The organism is Streptomyces sp. NBC_00569, from assembly GCF_036345255.1.
Classification (GTDB): Bacteria; Actinomycetota; Actinomycetes; order Streptomycetales; family Streptomycetaceae; genus Streptomyces.
This window is the reverse complement of the sequence record NZ_CP107783.1, coordinates 9,051,848-9,068,076: the sequence shown is the minus strand read 5'-3', so window position 1 is coordinate 9,068,076 and position 16,229 is coordinate 9,051,848. Positions and strand designations below refer to the sequence as shown.

Below are 16,229 nucleotides of genomic sequence, written 5' to 3'. Positions count from 1 at the left end.
GTGGGTGGCGTGACCAGTTCGTGATGCGAGGGTGAGCCTCGCTCAGCGGGCGGAACCGCCTCCGGAGAGCCGCTCGACGGCCCGGGACGCACTCGCCGCCTTCCGCCGGGCGGCCTTCTGTTCGCGCGCGGCGTCCCGGACCCGTACGGCCGCCTCGTCCGCCGCCTCGGCAGCGGTGCGCCGCTCCTCCTCGGCCTCGCCGAGCCGATCCGTCAGGAGTGCGACGCGTTCGTCCGCCGCGGAACGGCGGGCGGTGGCCTGCTCGTGCTCCTCCTCGGCCCGGCGGACGTCGTCGTCGCGGCGGCTCGCCTCGGCCGCGGCCTCGGTGGTCGCCTTCATCGCGTCCTTGAGACGGGCGCGGCGCTTTTCCTCGGCGGCATCGGGGGCCTTCTCCCTTGCGGGAGCCGGGGTGGGCTCCTCGGGCTCTGCGTCCTTCTTCGACACCTGCGCCAACGGCGACGTACCGGGGAAGTCCGTGGACACGGCGGGGACCTTCGTGAGCCTGCCGGTGGCCCACCGCTCGGCGACCTCCGGGTCGGCCAGCACCGCCCGGAGGATCTGTTCGACCTCGTGCAGAACGCTCGGGCTCACCGGCTGGCCGGCCTGCCGGGCGAGGCCACCCGCCTGTCGCGCGAGGCCCGCGATCACTGCGTGCTGCTGGTGACTGAGGGTCCGGAACTGCCCCGGGTCGAGGGTACGGTGCGCTTCCCGCAGCGCCTCCGCGAGCTCGAGGAGCTGCCCCGCCTCCTCCTTCTGCCGCGCCAGCAGGTTCGACACCCAGGCGGCGAGAGTCGGCTTGTGGAAGGCGGCGATCCGGCGTGCGGCGGCCGCGTCACCGGCGCGTTTCGCCTCGACGACCTGCGCGTTGCGGGCGGCCGTGAACTGGACGGGCGGCAGGCGGTAGAGATCCTCGGCGACATCATCTGCGTCCACATGTCCACTCTGCCCTGCGGTCGGCGCAGGCGGCCGAGACGCGCCGGTCGCCGTGGTTCACCCGCCACCGCGCCGTCACACCGTGCGCCGGTGCTTCGTCGACTGCTTCGTCTTCGACGATGCGCTCGTCGGCCCGTGGTCAGTCATCCGCAGACGACGCACGGCCGGCGAGGCGGTCGCCCGCCTCCGTGCGCCGGTAGACCACGCGTCGCCCCACTCTCGTACCGACGACCATGTCCGCATCGCGCAGGACGGCCAGGTGGCCGCCGACGGTGCCCAGCGACTGGCCCAGGTGCGCGGCGAGTTCGCTGCTGGTGGCCGGGCGTGCGAGTTCGTGGAGGAGGGCGGCGCGGCCGCTGCCGATCAGCCGGTCGAGAGCCTGCGGCGCTCGCGCCCGCCCGGTCCGCTCGGCCGTACCGCGGGCCGGGTACACCAGGGCGTACCGGTCGGGAGGCGCCTCGGCCAGCCAGGTGCCGCTGGTCACGCAGACGGGCACGAACAGCATGCCGCCCTCTCCGACGACGCGGTCAGGACCTGGCTGGTCACTGAAGCGGATCGCGTCGGCGCCGACCCAGGCACTGCGCCGGTTCATGTGCTGAAGGGCTCTGGGCCAGCCGTACGCGGCGAGCAGCCCCGCCCGGTAGGTGACGTCCCGCTCCAGCAGGGCCCGGCGGCGCGGCCAGTCCGGCGACACATGCGCCGTCCACACCTGCCGGAAGAGTTCGGCGGTCCGGGGTCCCCACCCGTGCCCGGTCAGCCACTCCAGATCGTGCCGCTTCCAGCTGCGGGCCACCGCCGCGTCGAGGTCCGCGCGTATGGCGTCGTCACGGGCCGCGGCGACGGCCTTGAGTTCGTCGGCGAGCGTGGTGCGCATGCCGCCGGACGGCGGGCGGCTCACGTACCCGGGGAGGTACTTGGTCGAGCAGATCAGCTCGACGAGGCCTCTGGCGAACGGGTCCGCGTCGAGCGCGGCGTGGAAGGCGTCGTGATGGTGGGTGTACCAGGGGGTGAGCCACGGGTCCGAGCAGGGTTTCATGAGGACGCTCATCGACCCCAGCGTCTCGGCGCTCGGCGACAGCGCGAACCGGGACTGTGACAGGGCCATCGGACTCAACCGCAGCAGCACCATCTTTCGCCTCCCGCCGAAACGTTAGCGTGCGCGCCCACGCCTCCCCACACTCGGGCCGGTGCATTCCTCACTCCTGCGACAGGCCCCGTTCCGCTCGTTCTTCGCCGGACGTCTGGTGTCCCTGCTCGGCAGCTCGATGGCTCCGCTGGCGCTTGCCTTCGCCGTTCTCGACGCCTCAGGCAGCGGTCAGGACCTCGGCGTCGTGCTCGCCGCCCACATGCTGCCGCTGCTGGCGTTCCTGCTCGTGGGCGGCGCCGTCGCCGACCGGTTCCCGCGCCGGACCGTCCTGGTGACCGCCCATCTGGGGGCCGCGTTCACGCAGGGCGCCGTCGCCGCGCTCCTGCTGACCGGGCACTACTCGCTGCCGCTGGTGGCCACCATCGAGTTCCTCAACGGCGCGCTCGCCGCCTTCACGACCCCTGCGCTGCGTGGCGTCGTCCCTCAGCTCGTCGCCAAGTCCCTTCTGCAGCAGGCGAATTCACTGCTCGGTTCGGCCCGCAACGCCTCGAAGATCCTCGGCCCGAGCCTGTCGGGCGTGCTGGTCGTGGCGGTCGGGAGCGGGCCCGCCATCGCGTTCGACGCGCTCACGTATCTCGTCGCGGCCGGATTCCTCGCACGGCTCCCCCTCGCGGGCGCTTCGGAGGCATCACCGCGAAGCACGGTGTCGGCCGACATCCGCGAGGGTTGGACCGCGTTCCGTGCGATCCGGTGGGTGTGGGTCGGCACCCTGTCCTTCTGCCTGCTGAACCTCGTCCAGACCGGTACGTGGCAGATCCTCGGCCCCCAGCTCACCCGGCGGCTCAGCGGGGAGACGACCTGGGGTTTCGTCCTGAGTGTGCGCGGTGTCGGCATGCTGGCGTCGAGTGTGCTGATGTACCGGCTGACGGTGCGGCACCTGCTGCGGTTCGGGCAGCTGGCCGGGGTGCTGGGCGCGCTGCCCCTGATCGCGCTGGGGGCGCGGGTGCAGGCCCCGTGGCTGATCACGGCGGCGTTCGTCGCGGGGCTCGGTTCCTCCGTCACCGCGGTCGCGTGGGACACCTCGCTCCAGGAGCACGTCCCCGCACATGTGCTGTCGCGCGTCTCGTCGTACGACGACCTGCTGTCGTACGTCGCGATTCCGGTCGGGCAGCTCTGCGTGGGACCGCTGGCCGAGGCGTTCGGCGCGTTCCGGGTGACCGCGGTCGCCGGCGTCGTCTCCGCCGCGGCCACGCTGATACCCCTGGCCTCCAAAGCCGTACGCCGACTGCCCCACGCCCGGCCCGACACCTCCGCACGCGCCGCGGACTCCTGCCCGGCCACCTGATGGCCCGCCGGATCACCGGCGGTCTGGGCCAGGTCCAGGGCCAGGCCGGAAGCACGAAGCCGGCGTTGGTCGTGGCCGCCCCCGGACCGTTCAGACACCCCGTTCGTGAGCCGTCGACGGTGGTGCTCCGTCGGGGTGTGCGTGGACCTGATCCGTCATCGGGTGGCCGTCGAGGAGCGGGCGGGGCAGATGGCGGGTGGGTACGCGTTCGATGACGAGGAGCGCGATGTCGTCGTCGAGCTGCCCGCCGGTGTGGGAGAACAGATCGCGGTGAATGTGGCGCAGCAGGGAGTCGGGGCCGCCGCCGGGAAGGGACGGGAAGGACGCGACCCGTTCGGCGAGCGGATAGAAGGCGCCGGTGGACGAGCGGGCCTCGATGACTCCGTCGGTGTACAGGACGAGGAAGTCACCTGCCGTGAAGGTGAGGTGGTCGCTTCGGGGCGGGGGGACGGGCAGGTCACCCATGCCCAGGGGTGGCGCGCAGTCACGCGGCACCAGCTCCGTGACCTTGCGTTCGCGCACCAGCAGTGGCGTACCCGGGCGACGTCGCCGCTCTGTCGCACGGACGGCTCACCGGCGCCCTCCGCACCCCCTGTGACCTGCGCGGATAACGCACGCACCGGGCACATCACTCCCCCGGCGCGGTGCGCCACCCAGGCGTTCACCACCCACCCGGAGAGCACGGGCCGACACCCACCACACAAAAGGGAAGCAAAACTGCTCAGCTCAAACTGGACAGGCAAAACTGTCGAATCTACGGTGGGGACATGAGCAAGCACGCCGAGACCCCGCCGCACACCCGCCAGGGGCTGACCCGCCCATGAGCAACCCCGACATACCCGCTCGGGCGGCCGACGGACCGGCGACAGAGTCCGAACCCGGCGAGCACGACGCCCCCGCACTTCAGTTCGACCGCAGGCTGATCCCGCCGATGGTCATCGGTTCGGTCCTGAACCCGATCAACTCCACGATCATCGCCGTCGCCCTCGTCCCCATCGGGGTGGCGTTCGGCGCCCCTCCCTCGCAGACCGCGTGGCTCGTCTCGGCGCTCTACCTGGCCACCGCTCTCGGGCAGCCCGTCGTCGGACGGCTCATCGACCTCTTCGGACCGCGCCGCCTCTTCCTGGTCAGCGCGTCCCTGGTCGGCATCGCGGGCGTCGCCGGCACGCTGGCCCCCAACCTGGGCTTCCTGATCGCCGCACGCGTACTGCTCGGCTTCGGCACCTGCGCCGGTTACCCCGCCTCGATGTCCCTGCTGCGCAGCGAGGCGGAACGGACCGGTCGCGACAGCCCCGGCGCCATCCTCACCACCCTCGCGGTGTCCGGCCAGACGATCGCCGTCATCGGGCCCTCCCTCGGCGGGCTCCTCATCGACGTGGGCGGCTGGCGCGCCACGTCCGCCCTCAACATCCCCCTCGCGGCCGCCGCCCTGATCCTCGGCGCACGCCGGCTGCCGGTGCAGGCCCGCCCGCGCCGCACCGGCGGCAGGAGCATCGCGTCCGAACTCGACCTCCCGGGAATGACGCTGTTCGCCGCGCTGCTGTTCTCGCTCCTGCTGTTCCTGATGAACCTGCACGCCGACACGTGGTACCTGCTCGCCGTCGCCGCCGCGGCGGCCGTGGCCTTCGCGGTACGCGAACTGCGCACCCCCGTACCGTTCATCGACCTCAGAGTGCTCGCCGGCAACACCCCGCTGCTCGCCACCTACGCCCGGGCCCTGGTCGCCTACGTGGTCTCGTACGCCTTCCTCTACGGCTTCACGCAGTGGGCCGAGGAGGGCCGTGGGCTCTCGCCCTCCCAGGCCGGCCTCGTCCAACTGCCGATCTTCCTCACCGGCATCGCCGTCTCCACCCTCACCGGCCGCCACCAGGCCATCCGCGTCAAGCTGCTCATCGGAGCCGTTTTCCAACTCGCCGCCTGCACCTTGCTGTTGAGGCTCGGCGGCACGAGCCCGATCTGGCTGCTCCTCGCCGTCGCCCTGATCTTCGGCGTGCCGCAGGGACTCAACAGCCTCGCCCTGCAGAACTCGGTGTACTACCAGGCCGACCCGGAGCGCATCGGCACCTCGTCCGGGCTGCTCCGCACGTTCGTCTACCTCGGCTCGATGGTCGCCTCCGCCGCCTCCGCGACCGCGTTCGGGCAGCACGCCGACACCGGCGGGATGCACCAGCTCGCATGGTTCATGCTCGGCGCCGGCGCGCTCTTCCTGCTCCTGACGGTGTTCGACCGGGGCCTGCGCCGCGTAGCCGCCCCGCGCTCCCCCGCCTGACCCGGGAGGTCGGCTACCGTGCTTTCGATGACCACTACAGCGATCGGCACGGACTTCAACACCCCTATCGACGAACGCTACTTCGAGGACTACGTTCCCGGGTCCAGCTATGTGTTCGGGAGCGTCACGGTGACCGAGGAGGAGATCCTCCGGTTCGCGGGCGAGTTCGATCCGCAGGACATCCACACGGATCCCGCGGCCGCGGAGCAGGGCCCCTTCAAAGGTCTGATCGCGAGCGGCTGGCACACCGCCTCCCTGATGATGCGCATGTACGCCGACCACTATGTGAGCAAGGTCGCGAGCCTCGCCTCGCCCGGCGTCGACGAGTTGCGCTGGACCCGCCCCGTGCGGCCCGGTGACAGCCTGTCGATCCGTACGACGGTGGTCTCCGCACGTCCCTCGCAGTCCAAGCCGGACCGCGGGATCGTGCACACCGACATCGAGGTGTTCAACCAGCACGGCGAAACCGTGCTCACACTGTCCGCGATGAACTTCCTGCGGCTCCGGACGAGGTGACGGGCGGCCCCGGACCCGACATGGCTGCCGAGACCCGAACGGGCAGCACCCTTCCCGCATGCGGAGAGGGCCGGTGCACACACCACCGGCCTTTCCAGGGCGCGTCCATGTCGCCTGCCCTCACCCGGGCCCTCCCGCCTCAGCTCACAGCCCGCGCCGCCACGGTCACAGCCTCGCCCGTACGGGAGACCCCCGCCCTCACCGCACGCCCCGAAGTCACCTTCTTCGCGGGTGGGCCGCCCGCACCCCAACCCCTCGGCATCGAGCGCCCGTGCCGGACCTCGGAGGCCATCGGACGGCACGTCGTCGTCGCTGCGGCGGTGACGCGGACCGTCGGTCACGGACGGTCCGCGAGACCCTCCGGCGTCGGCTCCGCGCCGATGTCCGGGTGGGGACGGGGTGCGAAGACCGTGAACCGGGCGCCCTCGGGGTCGAGCAGGGTCACGGAGTCGCCCGTCCTGTCCGCGTGCCGGCCCATGATCGCTCCGCCGTGCTCCACGGCGGCCCGGGCACACACCGTGGCATCCCGGACCGTGAAGCGGACCTGCCAGTGCGGCCGCACCCGCGGGTCGGGGGCCGACCCCGGTGCCCCGCCGCCGAGTGCGGCCACCGGCTGTCCGGCACAGACGAGGACGACCTCCTCGTCCTCGTAGCGCACGTCGCAGCAGCCCGGGCTCGTCCACCCGAGGACCTCCCCGTAGAAGATCGCGGCGTCGAACGCGTCGCGCGTGACGAGGTGCAGCCACAAGGGAGCCTCCCGGCGCCACGCGCCGAAGTTGCGGACGAGCGCGCCCGCCCAGATCCCGAAGACGGCGCCGGCGCGGTCGGACACGAGGGCCGCCCGCCCGGTGGGGAAGCCGATCGGACCGACGCCGACCGTGCCGCCGCGCTCCTGTACGCGGCCGGCCGTCTCGTCCGCGTCGGCCACCGCGAAGTAGGGCGTCCACGCGACGGGAACCTGCAGAGCCGGAGCGACCGCCCCGATCCCCGCCACGGCCCGCCCCTGCGCGAGCGCCACCACGAACCGCTCACCCAGCGTGCCCGCACGGAACGTCCAGCCCAGGACAGCGCCGTAGAACGACTGCGCGGCCGACAGATCACGCGCCGCGAGACTCACCCAGCAGGGAGAGCCGAGGACCGCGTGGTGCGACGTGGCGTCGTCCGTTCCGGTCCTGGAGATCAGCTTGCTGCTCATGAAAGGCCGCCCCCTTTCGCCCGGGGGGCTCGGTCAGGGCCCTGACGGCGACCGGGTACCCGTAACGCCGCGACCGACACACCACGTCCTGGAGGAACACCGTCCGCCGAGCTCCGATGACCCGCCGTGACGCGGAGCCCCCCGAGTCGCATCCGGGCACGTGCGGTCGGAGAATCGTAGTGCGGTCGCATGTCGATACTTCGGACCGGAGGCACTTACCTGCGAGCGGCGTACCGCTCCTCATGGATGCCGGCGCCCGTTCCCGCGGCCCGCGCCGGCACACCGTTGAGGAGCGAATCCCGATGCTCACTGACATCACTGCGGTCGGCACCCACCGCCGTCGGGCGTCGCGCGTCCACGACGACTCCCCCGACACGACGGCGGCGTTCGCGCGCGTGGCCGGTCTCGCCGAGGGACCCGAGCGGGATCTCCTGTGCGAGGAGCTCGTCGAGGCGTGGCTGCCCATGGCACACCGCATCGCCCGCCGCTATCGCAACAAGGGCGAGAGCACGGAGGACCTGGAGCAGGTCGCGGCCATGGGACTGGTCAAGGCGATCAACCACTACCAGCCCGAGCGCGGCCCCTTCCAGTGCTACGCCGTGCCCACCATCACCGGCGAACTCCGCCGGCACTTCCGCGACCGGATGTGGGACGTGCACGTACCCCGCCGCGTGCAGGACCTGCGCAACAAGGTCCGCGCGGCCCGCCGCGACCTCACCGAGCGCCCCGGCAGCCCCGAGCCCGGCATCGGCGCCATCGCCGCGTACACGGGGCTGACCGAGGCGGAGGTCCGGGACGGGCTCAAGGCGATCGAGAGCTACAGCGCGCTCTCCCTCGACGCGGAACTCTCCCCGTCCGGTCATGACGGACAGAGCCTCGCCGACGCGCTCGGCGCACCCGACGCCGCGTACGACCTCATCACCGACCGCGAGGCCGCCAAGACGGGGCTGCGCCACCTCCCCGAGCGCGAGCGCGCCATTCTCTACCTGCGTTTCTTCGAGGGCATGACGCAGGCCCGCATCGCCGAGAAGTTCGGCATCTCGCAGATGCACGTCTCCCGCCTCATCCATCTCAGCTGTGAACGGGTACGCGCCGAGGCGGGGCGGGACTACGGGGCGGCCGACGGCCTGCCGGCCGCCTGATACCTGGCGCTTTGTCCGTCCAGGGGGAGGACACTGGGATCAGGGGTTGCACTCCGCCCCCTGCCTCGGCTCCCGGCGGGAGCAAGGGTGGCAGCCGGCGGGGAGCGGCCGCCGCCGGGATGTCTTGGGCGACGGCCGTGGGGCGCGAGGACGCAGCGTTTCCCCTCCGCGACGTCCTCGCGTCCGCCTCCCCCACTCGACGAGCGCCTCACCGGCATCGCGGTCACCATGTTTTAGGGGGTCGCGGGGGAAGGAGGCCTTGACCGTGGCGCCGACACCCGAACTGCCCGGACGGGGCGAGTCGTACTGGATGCACACGAGCGGCACGACTGCCTACCCACCGCTCACCGAGGACGTCGAGGTCGACGTCGTGGTGGTCGGTGGTGGAATCGCCGGGCTCAGCACCGCGTGGGAACTGACACGCGCCGGCCGGACCGTCGCCGTACTCGAGGCCGACCGCATCGCCGCCGGAGTCACCGGCTACACCACGGCCAAGGTGTCCGCGCTGCACACCCTCGTGTACGACCGCCTGCGCCGTACGCACGGCGAGGAGGCCGCCCGGCTGTACGCGATGTCGCAGCAGGGCGCGGTGGAGCGCGTGGCCGAGATCTGCGCCGGGGTGGCGATCGACTGCGACCTGGAGCGCGTCCCGGCCTTCACCTACTCGGTCCGCCAGGAAGGCACGGACGTACTGCGCGCCGAGGCCGAGGCCGCTCGCGAGGCCGGGCTCCCGGCGCGGTACACCGAGGACACGGGCCTGCCCTTCGCCGTCGCGGGGGCGGTGCGGGTGGACGACCAGGCGCAGTTCCACCCCCGCAAGTATCTGCTGGCCCTCGCCGAGGACCTGGTCGCGCAGGGCTGCGTGATCTTCGAGCGGTCCCGCGTGACCGAGATGCTCGGCGGCATCCCGTGCACGGTGACCACCGAGGCGCAGCACACGGTGACCGCGGGGGCCGTCGTCGTCGCCACCCATTTCCCGATCTTCGACCGCGCGTTCCTGTTCGCCCGCCTCCAGCCGCGCCGGGAACTCGTCGTGGCCGCCCCGCTCGCCACCGACCCGGGCCCGCCCGGCATGTTCATCACCGAGGACGAGGGCAGGCGTTCGGTGCGCACCGCTCCGTACGGCGCGGACGGGCAGCGGCTGCTCATCGTGACCGGGGAGAGCTTCACCCCGGGTACGGGCGACGCGGCGGCGTCCTTCGCACGGCTCGACTCGTGGATGCGCGAGCACTTCGCCGTCGAGGACACCGCGTACCACTGGGCAGCCCAGGACAACGACTCCGGCGACGGGATCCCGATGATCGGGCCCCTGCACCCCGGGGCCCGGCACACGTATGTGGCGACGGGCTTCGGCGGGTGGGGCATGAGCAGCGGCGTCCTGGCCGGGCAGCTGCTGAGCGGGCTGATCACCGGCGACGAGGTTCCCTGGGCCGAGCTGTACGACCCCCGCCGCCTGTGGAGCGCGATGCGGGAGGCGCCCGCGCTGCTGCGTCAACAGGCCGATGTCGCACGGCACTTCGTCCGCGACCGGCTGCACACCGCCCACGTCGACTCCGTCACCGAGATCCCGCCGGGATCGGGCGCGGTGGTGCGTGTGGACGGGCACCGGTGCGCCGTTCACCGCGCCGAGGACGGCACGGTCCACGCCGTCTCGGCGCGCTGTACGCATCTGGGCTGCATCGTGGCGTTCAACGCGGCGGAGACGACGTGGGAGTGCCCCTGTCACGGTTCGCGCTTCGCCACGGACGGGTCGGTCCTTCAGGGACCGGCCATGTGGCCCCTCGCGCCGGTGGAGCTGCCGGGTACGTCGCCCGCACCGGATGACGGGGAAGGAGGCGCCACGACGAGTGGGCCCTGACAGTCGCGACCGACTGCACCGCTTCCCGTAGAGACCGTTCCTTGAGAGACCGAGAGACCGAGAGACACGGAGAACGACGTGAACGGCACATCAGCTTCGACAGCCTTCCCCGCGGAGGCCTCCTCGTCCCGGGACCTGGTGGAGGTCATGCTCGGCGACTGCTCCGCGCCGGACGCCGACGCGGTCTTCCACTTCCTGGGCGACCACTTCGACTCCGACCGCGGCGAAGCCGTCCCCCACGGCAACGAGGGGCCGCGCCCCGCCGCGTGGACGGGCCACTTCCTCGTGGAGCACTCCCCCGCCGATGTCACCGGCACCGTGCTCGCCGGAACGGTCACGGCGGATCTCCAGGGCTGCCCGGTGGCGGTGGAACGCCTCTGCCGGACCCTGGACGCGGCGTTCGCCGTCGAGAAGGTCGGCAAGGTCGCCGGCGACCAGGAGGTCGAGGTCCAGCTCCACCTGAACAATCCGTGACCCTGCGCACCCCCGGGTCACGCGGAGCGGCGGAGAAGGACGGGTCGGCGGTCCGGGACCCTTGCCGCACGCAGCCCGGAGGAAGCCGAGGACGTGGAGCGGCGCCATGCCGGGACGGGCCATGAGGCGCACGTCCACCGGGAGCTGCGGGGCCCGCGGTTCGACGCGCACGGACACGGAGATGAATGCGGCACCGAGGGCGAGGCTCCGGCCGTGAGGGGGCGGGGCATGCCGCACATCCGCCGGTTCGCCCAGGCGATCTCCGGCGCGGCCGGGGACCAGGCGGTGTCGGACGGCGCGCCGACGATGGGCTGGACCGGTCCGACCTGACCGCGGACCCCAGCGGCGCACGCGCTGCATGGCTTCCCGGCGCCGCTGACCCGCCCGCGCGACCGTCAGCTCATGCCATGGGGGCGCCCAGGTTCAACCAGGGCCTTTCGGTCGGAGCGTGCCGGGACGCGATCACGCCCTTTCGTTCGGATCGCGCTGGGCCGCGATCAGTTCGGTGAGTGTCCCGGCAGGCACGCCCAGTTCGCGCTCCGCGGTGATGACGGCCATGGCCGTCACCGCCGGGGGGCGGTTGGTCAGCTCCGTGTTGGCGTGGGCGCCGAGGCCGTCCAGGACCACGAGGATCTGGATGGCGGTCACCTCAGGGTCCTCGGTGCTGAGAACTCCGGTCGCCACGCCGTCGCGGATGAGCTGGGTCAGGCGTTCGCGCCACTGGGCCTCCTGGTGGCCCACGCGGTCGCGCAGCCTGTCGCGGTAGCGGCTCAGATGCCTGGCGTTCAGCCACAGGCGGCTCATGCCGTCGAAGCGCTCCCCGGTGGTCAGGCGGAAGAAGCGGGCCAGGTCCTCCAGCGTCTCGCCCTCGGGCCGATCCACGGGAATCAGTTCGTCCAGCTCGGCCGTCGCCGCCACGCCGAAGGCCTCGGCGACGAGGTCCTCCGCGACCGGGAAGTAGTGGCTGATCAGGCCGGGGCGCACCGCGAGTTCGTCGGCGACCCGGCGCATCGTGATGCATTCGAGGCCCTCCGAGAGGGCGATCGCCGCCGCCGCGGCCACGATCTCGGCACGGCGGGCCTCCGGATTCTTCCGCACCCGTTTCGGCCGGGTGCTTGACGGCACCCCCTGCTCACTATTGGATTCGTGGCCAATAGACAAGTCGGCTCCCGTGCTCGCCTGTTCGGAGGACTGCATGGCTTCCACGATCCCAGACCCCTCGGCACAAGCTGCCGCACCCCCTGCCGACCAGGCCGGACGCGTGGAGGCGCACGGCATCGACTTCATCCCCGACGCCGAACGGCACGGCCACGCCCGCGAGCTGTTCGCCGTGTGGGCGGCGCCCAACGTGAGCTACCTCAGCCTCGTGGTCGGCGGCGCCCTCATCCTGATGGGCCTGGGCCTCTGGCAGGCGCTGGGCGTGATCGCGGCGGGCAACCTGTGCTGGGTGCTGGTCGGCCTTGTCGCCGTGAGCGGTCCCGCGGCCGGCACCCCGAGCCAGGTGATCACGCGTGCGATGTTCGGCATTCGGGGCAACCGGGCGAACATCGCCCTGACCGGCTGGTTCGTGTCCGTCTGCTATCTGGCCCTCAGCTGGGCCGCGGCCTCGCTCTCCGCGTTCAGCCTCGTCGACAAGGCCGGCATCGCACTCACGACGGGCGTCAAGGTCGTCGTCATCGTGGTGCTCGCCGCGGCGACGCTCGCCATCAGCGTCTACGGCCACGCGACCATCGTGAAGCTCTATCTTCCGTTCACCCTGGCCCTGACCGCGGTCTTCGTCGTCCTGGCGGGCTATGTGCTCGGCCACGTCGACTGGGGATACGCGCCCCGACACCCGCTCCACGGCACGGAGTTGTGGGCCGTGGTGATAGGCGGCATCACACTCGTCGCCTCCGCGCCGCTCTCGTACAGCAACAGCGCCGACTTCGCCCGCTACCTGCCCCGTACCGCCTCGCCGTGGGCGATCGCCGGCTGGACCACTCTCGGCGCGTACGTGCCCGGCGTCCTGTTCACCTCGCTCGGCGCCCTGGCAGGAACCGCACTCGACATGTCCGACCCGCAGACCGCTCTCGAGACCATCCTGCCGGGATGGTTCAGGCCCGCCTTCCTCCTGGCCGTCATCCTCGGCGCGATCTGCAACAACGCCATGACCGCCTACAGTTCCGGCCTCGCCCTGCAGTCGATAGGGGTCAGGATCCGCAGGTCCCGCAGCGTCGCCCTCGACGGAGCCCTGGGTGTGGCACTGACGCTGTACGCGCTGCTCGTCTCCAACTTCCTCGACACCGTGAGCAACATGCTCGAACTCATGGTGGCGCTGATGGGCCCGAGCATCGCGATCTACGCCACCGACATCCTGTGGCGCCGTAACCGCTACGACGGCAGGGACCTGACCGACGAGTCCCGGGGCAGCGCGTTCTGGTACACGGGTGGCGTCAACTGGGCCGGCGTGACCGCCCTGGTGGTCGCCACCGCCATCGCGTCCCAGTGCGTCAACACACAGATGTACACCGGCCCCATCGCCCGCGCGGCGGGCGGCACGGACCTCTCCCTGCCGGCCGGGATCCTGGTCTCCGCGGCCGTGTACATCGCCATGATGCGCGTGCACCGGCCCACGGAGGCCCGGCGCGGGTGACCCGGCACCCCACCTCCGGGTGACGTCTTGGGCCCGGCGCCGCCAACTCCCGCGCCGGGCCCATCGTTTCACCTCATCGGAGCACACGCCGACGCCGCGCGCTCGCCACCAGTTCATCGACCGTGGCCAGCTTGACCCGCGGCCGGCCGGCCTCGCGCCCCCGCGCGGCCTCGGCCCGTTCGATCGCCATCAGGCCCTTCGCGTCGAGAACGCGCCGGTTGCGGCGCCTGGCAAGCCGGTGGAAGGCCTTGGGCGCGTGCGGTGGCGTCGGCAACACGCCGGAGACGGCGTCGGCCAGCAACGTGGCGACCGTCTCGGCCGCGCAGGTGCGGTTGGCGCCGATGCCACCGCTCGGGCCGCGCTTGATCCACCCCACGACATACGTTCCGGGCATGCCGGTGACGCGCCCGCCCTCGTGCGGAACGGTGCCGGTGACCTCGTCGAAGGGAAGGCCGGACAGCGGTCCTCCGCGGTAGCCGATCGCACGCAGCACCATGCCCGCCGCGATCACCCGCTCCCCCGACGCCCCTGCGGTGCGCACGGCGTGGACCTGTTCCGATCCGAGCAGCTCCACGGGCGAGCTGTGAAAACGCAGGACGATGCGCCGCCCGGGCGGCGGCGCCACGTCCGCGTCGAAGGCGCCGCGGGGAACACCCTTCAGGACGGCGGCCTTGTCGTTCGCACCGGCCGCGTCGACGGCCGTGCCGGTACGGGGATCGTGGTCGTCCACGAACAGGTGCAGGCCCGGCACGTGCTTCAGCGCGAGCAGTTCCGGCGTGGTGTACGCGGCGTCCTCGGGGCCACGGCGGCCGAGCAGGACCACTTCGCGCACGGAGCTCTCGCGCAGCGCCTTCAGGGCGTGGTCGGCGATGTCGGTGCGGGCGAGGGTGTCCGGGTCGGCGAGCAGGATCCGGGCGACGTCGAGCGCGACGTTGCCGTTGCCGACGACCACGACACGTTCGGCACGGAGGTCGATCGCGTCGTGTGCCACGTCCGGATGTGCGTTGTACCAGGCGACGAAGGTGCGTGCCGAGATGCTGCCGGCGAGGTCCTCGCCCGGGACGGACAGGCGGCGGTCAGTGGCGGCACCGACGGCGTAGACGACCGCGTCGTGGTGCTCGGCGAGCTCCTGCGGGGTGACGTCGTCGCCCACTTCGAGACCGAGATGCATACGCACCCGGTGATGCGTGTGGAACCTGGCGAAGGTCTCGCCGACCTTCTTGGTGGCCGGGTGGTCCGGCGCCACGCCGTAGCGCACGAGGCCGCCGGCCACCGGCAGCCGGTCGATGAGGGTCACCTCGGCGTTGGTGTGCAGCAGCAGATCCTGCACGGCGTACATCCCGGCCGGTCCGGTGCCGACGACGGCGATCCTGAGCGGCGCGAGGTCGGACGGCAGGACACGCGGGAACGAAGGGCTGCCCCAGGCATGGAAGTTGGGGCCGTCCTCGACCGCGTCCGCACCCGAATCGGTGTGCCGGTCCCTGTCGTCGAAGTACGCGGCGTTGATCGCGGCGTACTCCTTCTGCGCCGGGGACAGCGTGTCCACCGGGAAGATCGCGTCGACCGGGCAGGCGTCGGCGCACGCGCCGCAGTCGATGCAGGACACCGGGTCGATGTGCAGCATCTCCGTGCTGCCGAACGCCCGCTCCTCGGGGGTGGGGTGGATGCAGTTGACCGGGCACACGGCGACACACGTCGCGTCGCTGCAGCAGGTCTGGGTGATGGCGTACGTCATGTCGTCAACTCACGTCGGCTCAGATGAGGTTGGCACGCTTGTAGAACGCCAGCGCCGGCTTGGTGAGCAGCCGTGCGGAGGCCAGGAACTCCATGAGGCCCGAGCAGCTCGCGCGCATCATGGACTTGTGGTGCTCGTTGGCCCCGGCCTCGGCCACGGCGCGCCGCACGTCCAGCCCGGCGCTCTCGTAGACCTGCTTGCGGACCATGCTCGTCACGATGAAGTAGGACGCGGTCGCGACCACGAAGGCGTTGATGTGCCGGCGGATCCGGCCCGCACCCGCGAGACGCCTGCGCGTCTGGTCGCGGGCGAACTTCATGTGCCGCGACTCCTCGACGACATGGATGTTGTTGATCGTGCGGACGAACGGCACGACCCGCTCGTCGCGCATCCAGTCGCGCTGCATGACGTCGAGGACTTCCTCGGCCACCAGGATCGCGGCGTACGCCGCCTCGCCGAAGGCGAGTGTCTTGAAGACGCGGCCCAGTTCGATGACGAACCGGTGCGGCCGGTAGGCCGGTGCCCCCAGCTTCTCGGCGCCACGGGCGAACATGATCGAGTGGCGGCACTCCTCGGCGACCTCGGTGAGCGCCCACTGGAAGTCGGCCTTGGTCGGGTCCTTGGCGTACATGTCCCGCAGCACCATCTGCTGAAGGATCATCTCGAACCAGATGCCGGTGCTGGCCACCGACGCGGCTTCCTGCCGGGTCAGCTCCTTGCGCTGGCCCTCGGTCAGTTCCGCCCAGTACGCGGTGCCGTAGAGCGTGCTCCACTCCGGGCTGGCGCCGTGGAAGTCCCTGTCCAGCGGCGTCTCCCAGTCCACCTCGGTCGCCGGGTCGTACGCCAGCACGGCGGCCGACTCCAGCAGTCGCTGCGAGACACCGCGCTCGTCGGGGAGTGCGTGCGATTCCGGCCGAACAGTGCTGCTTGCCATGCTGCGGCTCCTTGGATCAGACGTGTGCGTTCCCTGTCGTTGCGCTGCTGCGTCCGTCGCCGTCCGTGAGTGCGCCCGGCGGTACGCGGGGCTGATCGCGGAGGCCACC

General features: G+C 71.8%; 15 protein-coding genes. 8 read left to right on the top strand and 7 right to left on the bottom strand.

The annotated features are described in order from the left end of the window. Nucleotides 1-42 precede the first annotated feature (42 nt). Together OHO83_RS40970 and OHO83_RS40965 are read right to left on the bottom strand one after the other, a co-directional pair. Entirely contained in the window at nt 43-933 is an 891-nt protein-coding gene (locus tag OHO83_RS40970; protein WP_330280625.1) for a hypothetical protein, read from the bottom strand. A 139-nt stretch (nt 934-1,072) separates the two neighbouring features. Beyond that, a complete protein-coding gene (locus OHO83_RS40965) occupies nt 1,073-2,062 on the bottom strand; it encodes a helix-turn-helix domain-containing protein (protein WP_266666564.1) in 990 nt (329 codons plus the stop codon). A gap of 58 nt (nt 2,063-2,120) precedes the next feature. Between OHO83_RS40965 and OHO83_RS40960 the strand changes: the two genes are divergently transcribed. Next, nucleotides 2,121-3,365 (top strand): MFS transporter, encoded by a 1,245-nt coding sequence (locus OHO83_RS40960; protein WP_330280624.1) that lies wholly within the window; start codon nt 2,121-2,123, stop codon nt 3,363-3,365. 90 nt (nt 3,366-3,455) lie between these two features. Here OHO83_RS40960 and OHO83_RS40955 read toward each other — a convergent pair whose 3' ends face one another. Next, nucleotides 3,456-3,887 (bottom strand): PP2C family protein-serine/threonine phosphatase, encoded by a 432-nt coding sequence (locus OHO83_RS40955; protein ID WP_266666568.1) that lies wholly within the window; start codon nt 3,885-3,887, stop codon nt 3,456-3,458. Between the two features lie 409 nt (nt 3,888-4,296). Between OHO83_RS40955 and OHO83_RS40950 the strand changes: the two genes are divergently transcribed. After that, on the top strand, nt 4,297-5,634 hold the full coding sequence (locus OHO83_RS40950; protein WP_266676090.1) for an MFS transporter: 1,338 nt from the start codon (nt 4,297-4,299) through the stop codon (nt 5,632-5,634). Between the two features lie 27 nt (nt 5,635-5,661). After that, complete coding sequence (locus OHO83_RS40945) at nt 5,662-6,150, top strand: MaoC family dehydratase (protein ID WP_266666570.1); 489 nt, start codon at nt 5,662-5,664, stop codon at nt 6,148-6,150. 337 nt (nt 6,151-6,487) lie between these two features. Here OHO83_RS40945 and OHO83_RS40935 read toward each other — a convergent pair whose 3' ends face one another. Next, complete coding sequence (locus tag OHO83_RS40935) at nt 6,488-7,345, bottom strand: VOC family protein (protein WP_266666572.1); 858 nt, start codon at nt 7,343-7,345, stop codon at nt 6,488-6,490. Between the two features lie 302 nt (nt 7,346-7,647). Here OHO83_RS40935 and OHO83_RS40930 point away from each other — a divergent pair, with 302 nt between their 5' ends. The 4 genes from OHO83_RS40930 to OHO83_RS40915 all read left to right on the top strand — a co-directional run bounded on the left by OHO83_RS40930 (nt 7,648) and on the right by OHO83_RS40915 (nt 11,149). Then, on the top strand, nt 7,648-8,487 hold the full coding sequence (locus OHO83_RS40930) for a SigB/SigF/SigG family RNA polymerase sigma factor (RefSeq protein WP_266666575.1): 840 nt from the start codon (nt 7,648-7,650) through the stop codon (nt 8,485-8,487). A gap of 310 nt (nt 8,488-8,797) precedes the next feature. Next, a complete protein-coding gene (locus OHO83_RS40925) occupies nt 8,798-10,345 on the top strand; it encodes an FAD-dependent oxidoreductase (protein ID WP_266676092.1) in 1,548 nt (515 codons plus the stop codon). Between the two features lie 78 nt (nt 10,346-10,423). After that, nucleotides 10,424-10,819: a hypothetical protein gene (locus OHO83_RS40920; protein WP_266666577.1), complete on the top strand. Its 396-nt coding sequence runs from the start codon at nt 10,424-10,426 to the stop codon at nt 10,817-10,819. A 93-nt stretch (nt 10,820-10,912) separates the two neighbouring features. After that, nucleotides 10,913-11,149, top strand: a complete 237-nt coding sequence (locus OHO83_RS40915) for a hypothetical protein (RefSeq protein WP_266666579.1) — start codon at nt 10,913-10,915, stop codon at nt 11,147-11,149. Nucleotides 11,150-11,281: 132 nt separating this feature from the next. On the opposite strand, the gene OHO83_RS40910 is transcribed toward OHO83_RS40915, so the two are convergent. Next, nucleotides 11,282-11,944, bottom strand: a complete 663-nt coding sequence (locus tag OHO83_RS40910; RefSeq protein ID WP_266666581.1) for a TetR/AcrR family transcriptional regulator — start codon at nt 11,942-11,944, stop codon at nt 11,282-11,284. Nucleotides 11,945-12,014: 70 nt separating this feature from the next. Between OHO83_RS40910 and OHO83_RS40905 the strand changes: the two genes are divergently transcribed. After that, a complete protein-coding gene (locus tag OHO83_RS40905; RefSeq protein ID WP_266666583.1) occupies nt 12,015-13,451 on the top strand; it encodes a purine-cytosine permease family protein in 1,437 nt (478 codons plus the stop codon). A gap of 73 nt (nt 13,452-13,524) precedes the next feature. On the opposite strand, the gene OHO83_RS40900 is transcribed toward OHO83_RS40905, so the two are convergent. After that, nucleotides 13,525-15,186, bottom strand: coding sequence for an FAD-dependent oxidoreductase (locus OHO83_RS40900; protein ID WP_266666585.1), 1,662 nt, complete (start codon nt 15,184-15,186; stop codon nt 13,525-13,527). A gap of 19 nt (nt 15,187-15,205) precedes the next feature. Then, nucleotides 15,206-16,120 (bottom strand): AurF N-oxygenase family protein, encoded by a 915-nt coding sequence (locus OHO83_RS40895; protein WP_266666587.1) that lies wholly within the window; start codon nt 16,118-16,120, stop codon nt 15,206-15,208. Nucleotides 16,121-16,229: the final 109 nt, after the last annotated feature.

Excerpts from the sequence above, each read along its gene's own strand:
- OHO83_RS40965 (WP_266666564.1), bottom strand. The coding sequence starts at position 2,062 with ATGGTGCTGCTGCGGTTGAGTCCGATGGCCCTGTCACAGTCCCGGTTC.
- OHO83_RS40950 (WP_266676090.1), top strand. The coding sequence starts at position 4,297 with ATGGTCATCGGTTCGGTCCTGAACCCGATCAACTCCACGATCATCGCC.
- OHO83_RS40945 (WP_266666570.1), top strand. The coding sequence starts at position 5,662 with ATGACCACTACAGCGATCGGCACGGACTTCAACACCCCTATCGACGAA.
- OHO83_RS40935 (WP_266666572.1), bottom strand. The coding sequence starts at position 7,345 with ATGAGCAGCAAGCTGATCTCCAGGACCGGAACGGACGACGCCACGTCG.
- OHO83_RS40930 (WP_266666575.1), top strand. The coding sequence starts at position 7,648 with ATGCTCACTGACATCACTGCGGTCGGCACCCACCGCCGTCGGGCGTCG.
- OHO83_RS40925 (WP_266676092.1), top strand. The coding sequence starts at position 8,798 with ATGCACACGAGCGGCACGACTGCCTACCCACCGCTCACCGAGGACGTC.
- OHO83_RS40905 (WP_266666583.1), top strand. The coding sequence starts at position 12,015 with ATGGCTTCCACGATCCCAGACCCCTCGGCACAAGCTGCCGCACCCCCT.
- OHO83_RS40900 (WP_266666585.1), bottom strand. The coding sequence starts at position 15,186 with ATGACGTACGCCATCACCCAGACCTGCTGCAGCGACGCGACGTGTGTC.
- OHO83_RS40895 (WP_266666587.1), bottom strand. The coding sequence starts at position 16,120 with ATGGCAAGCAGCACTGTTCGGCCGGAATCGCACGCACTCCCCGACGAG.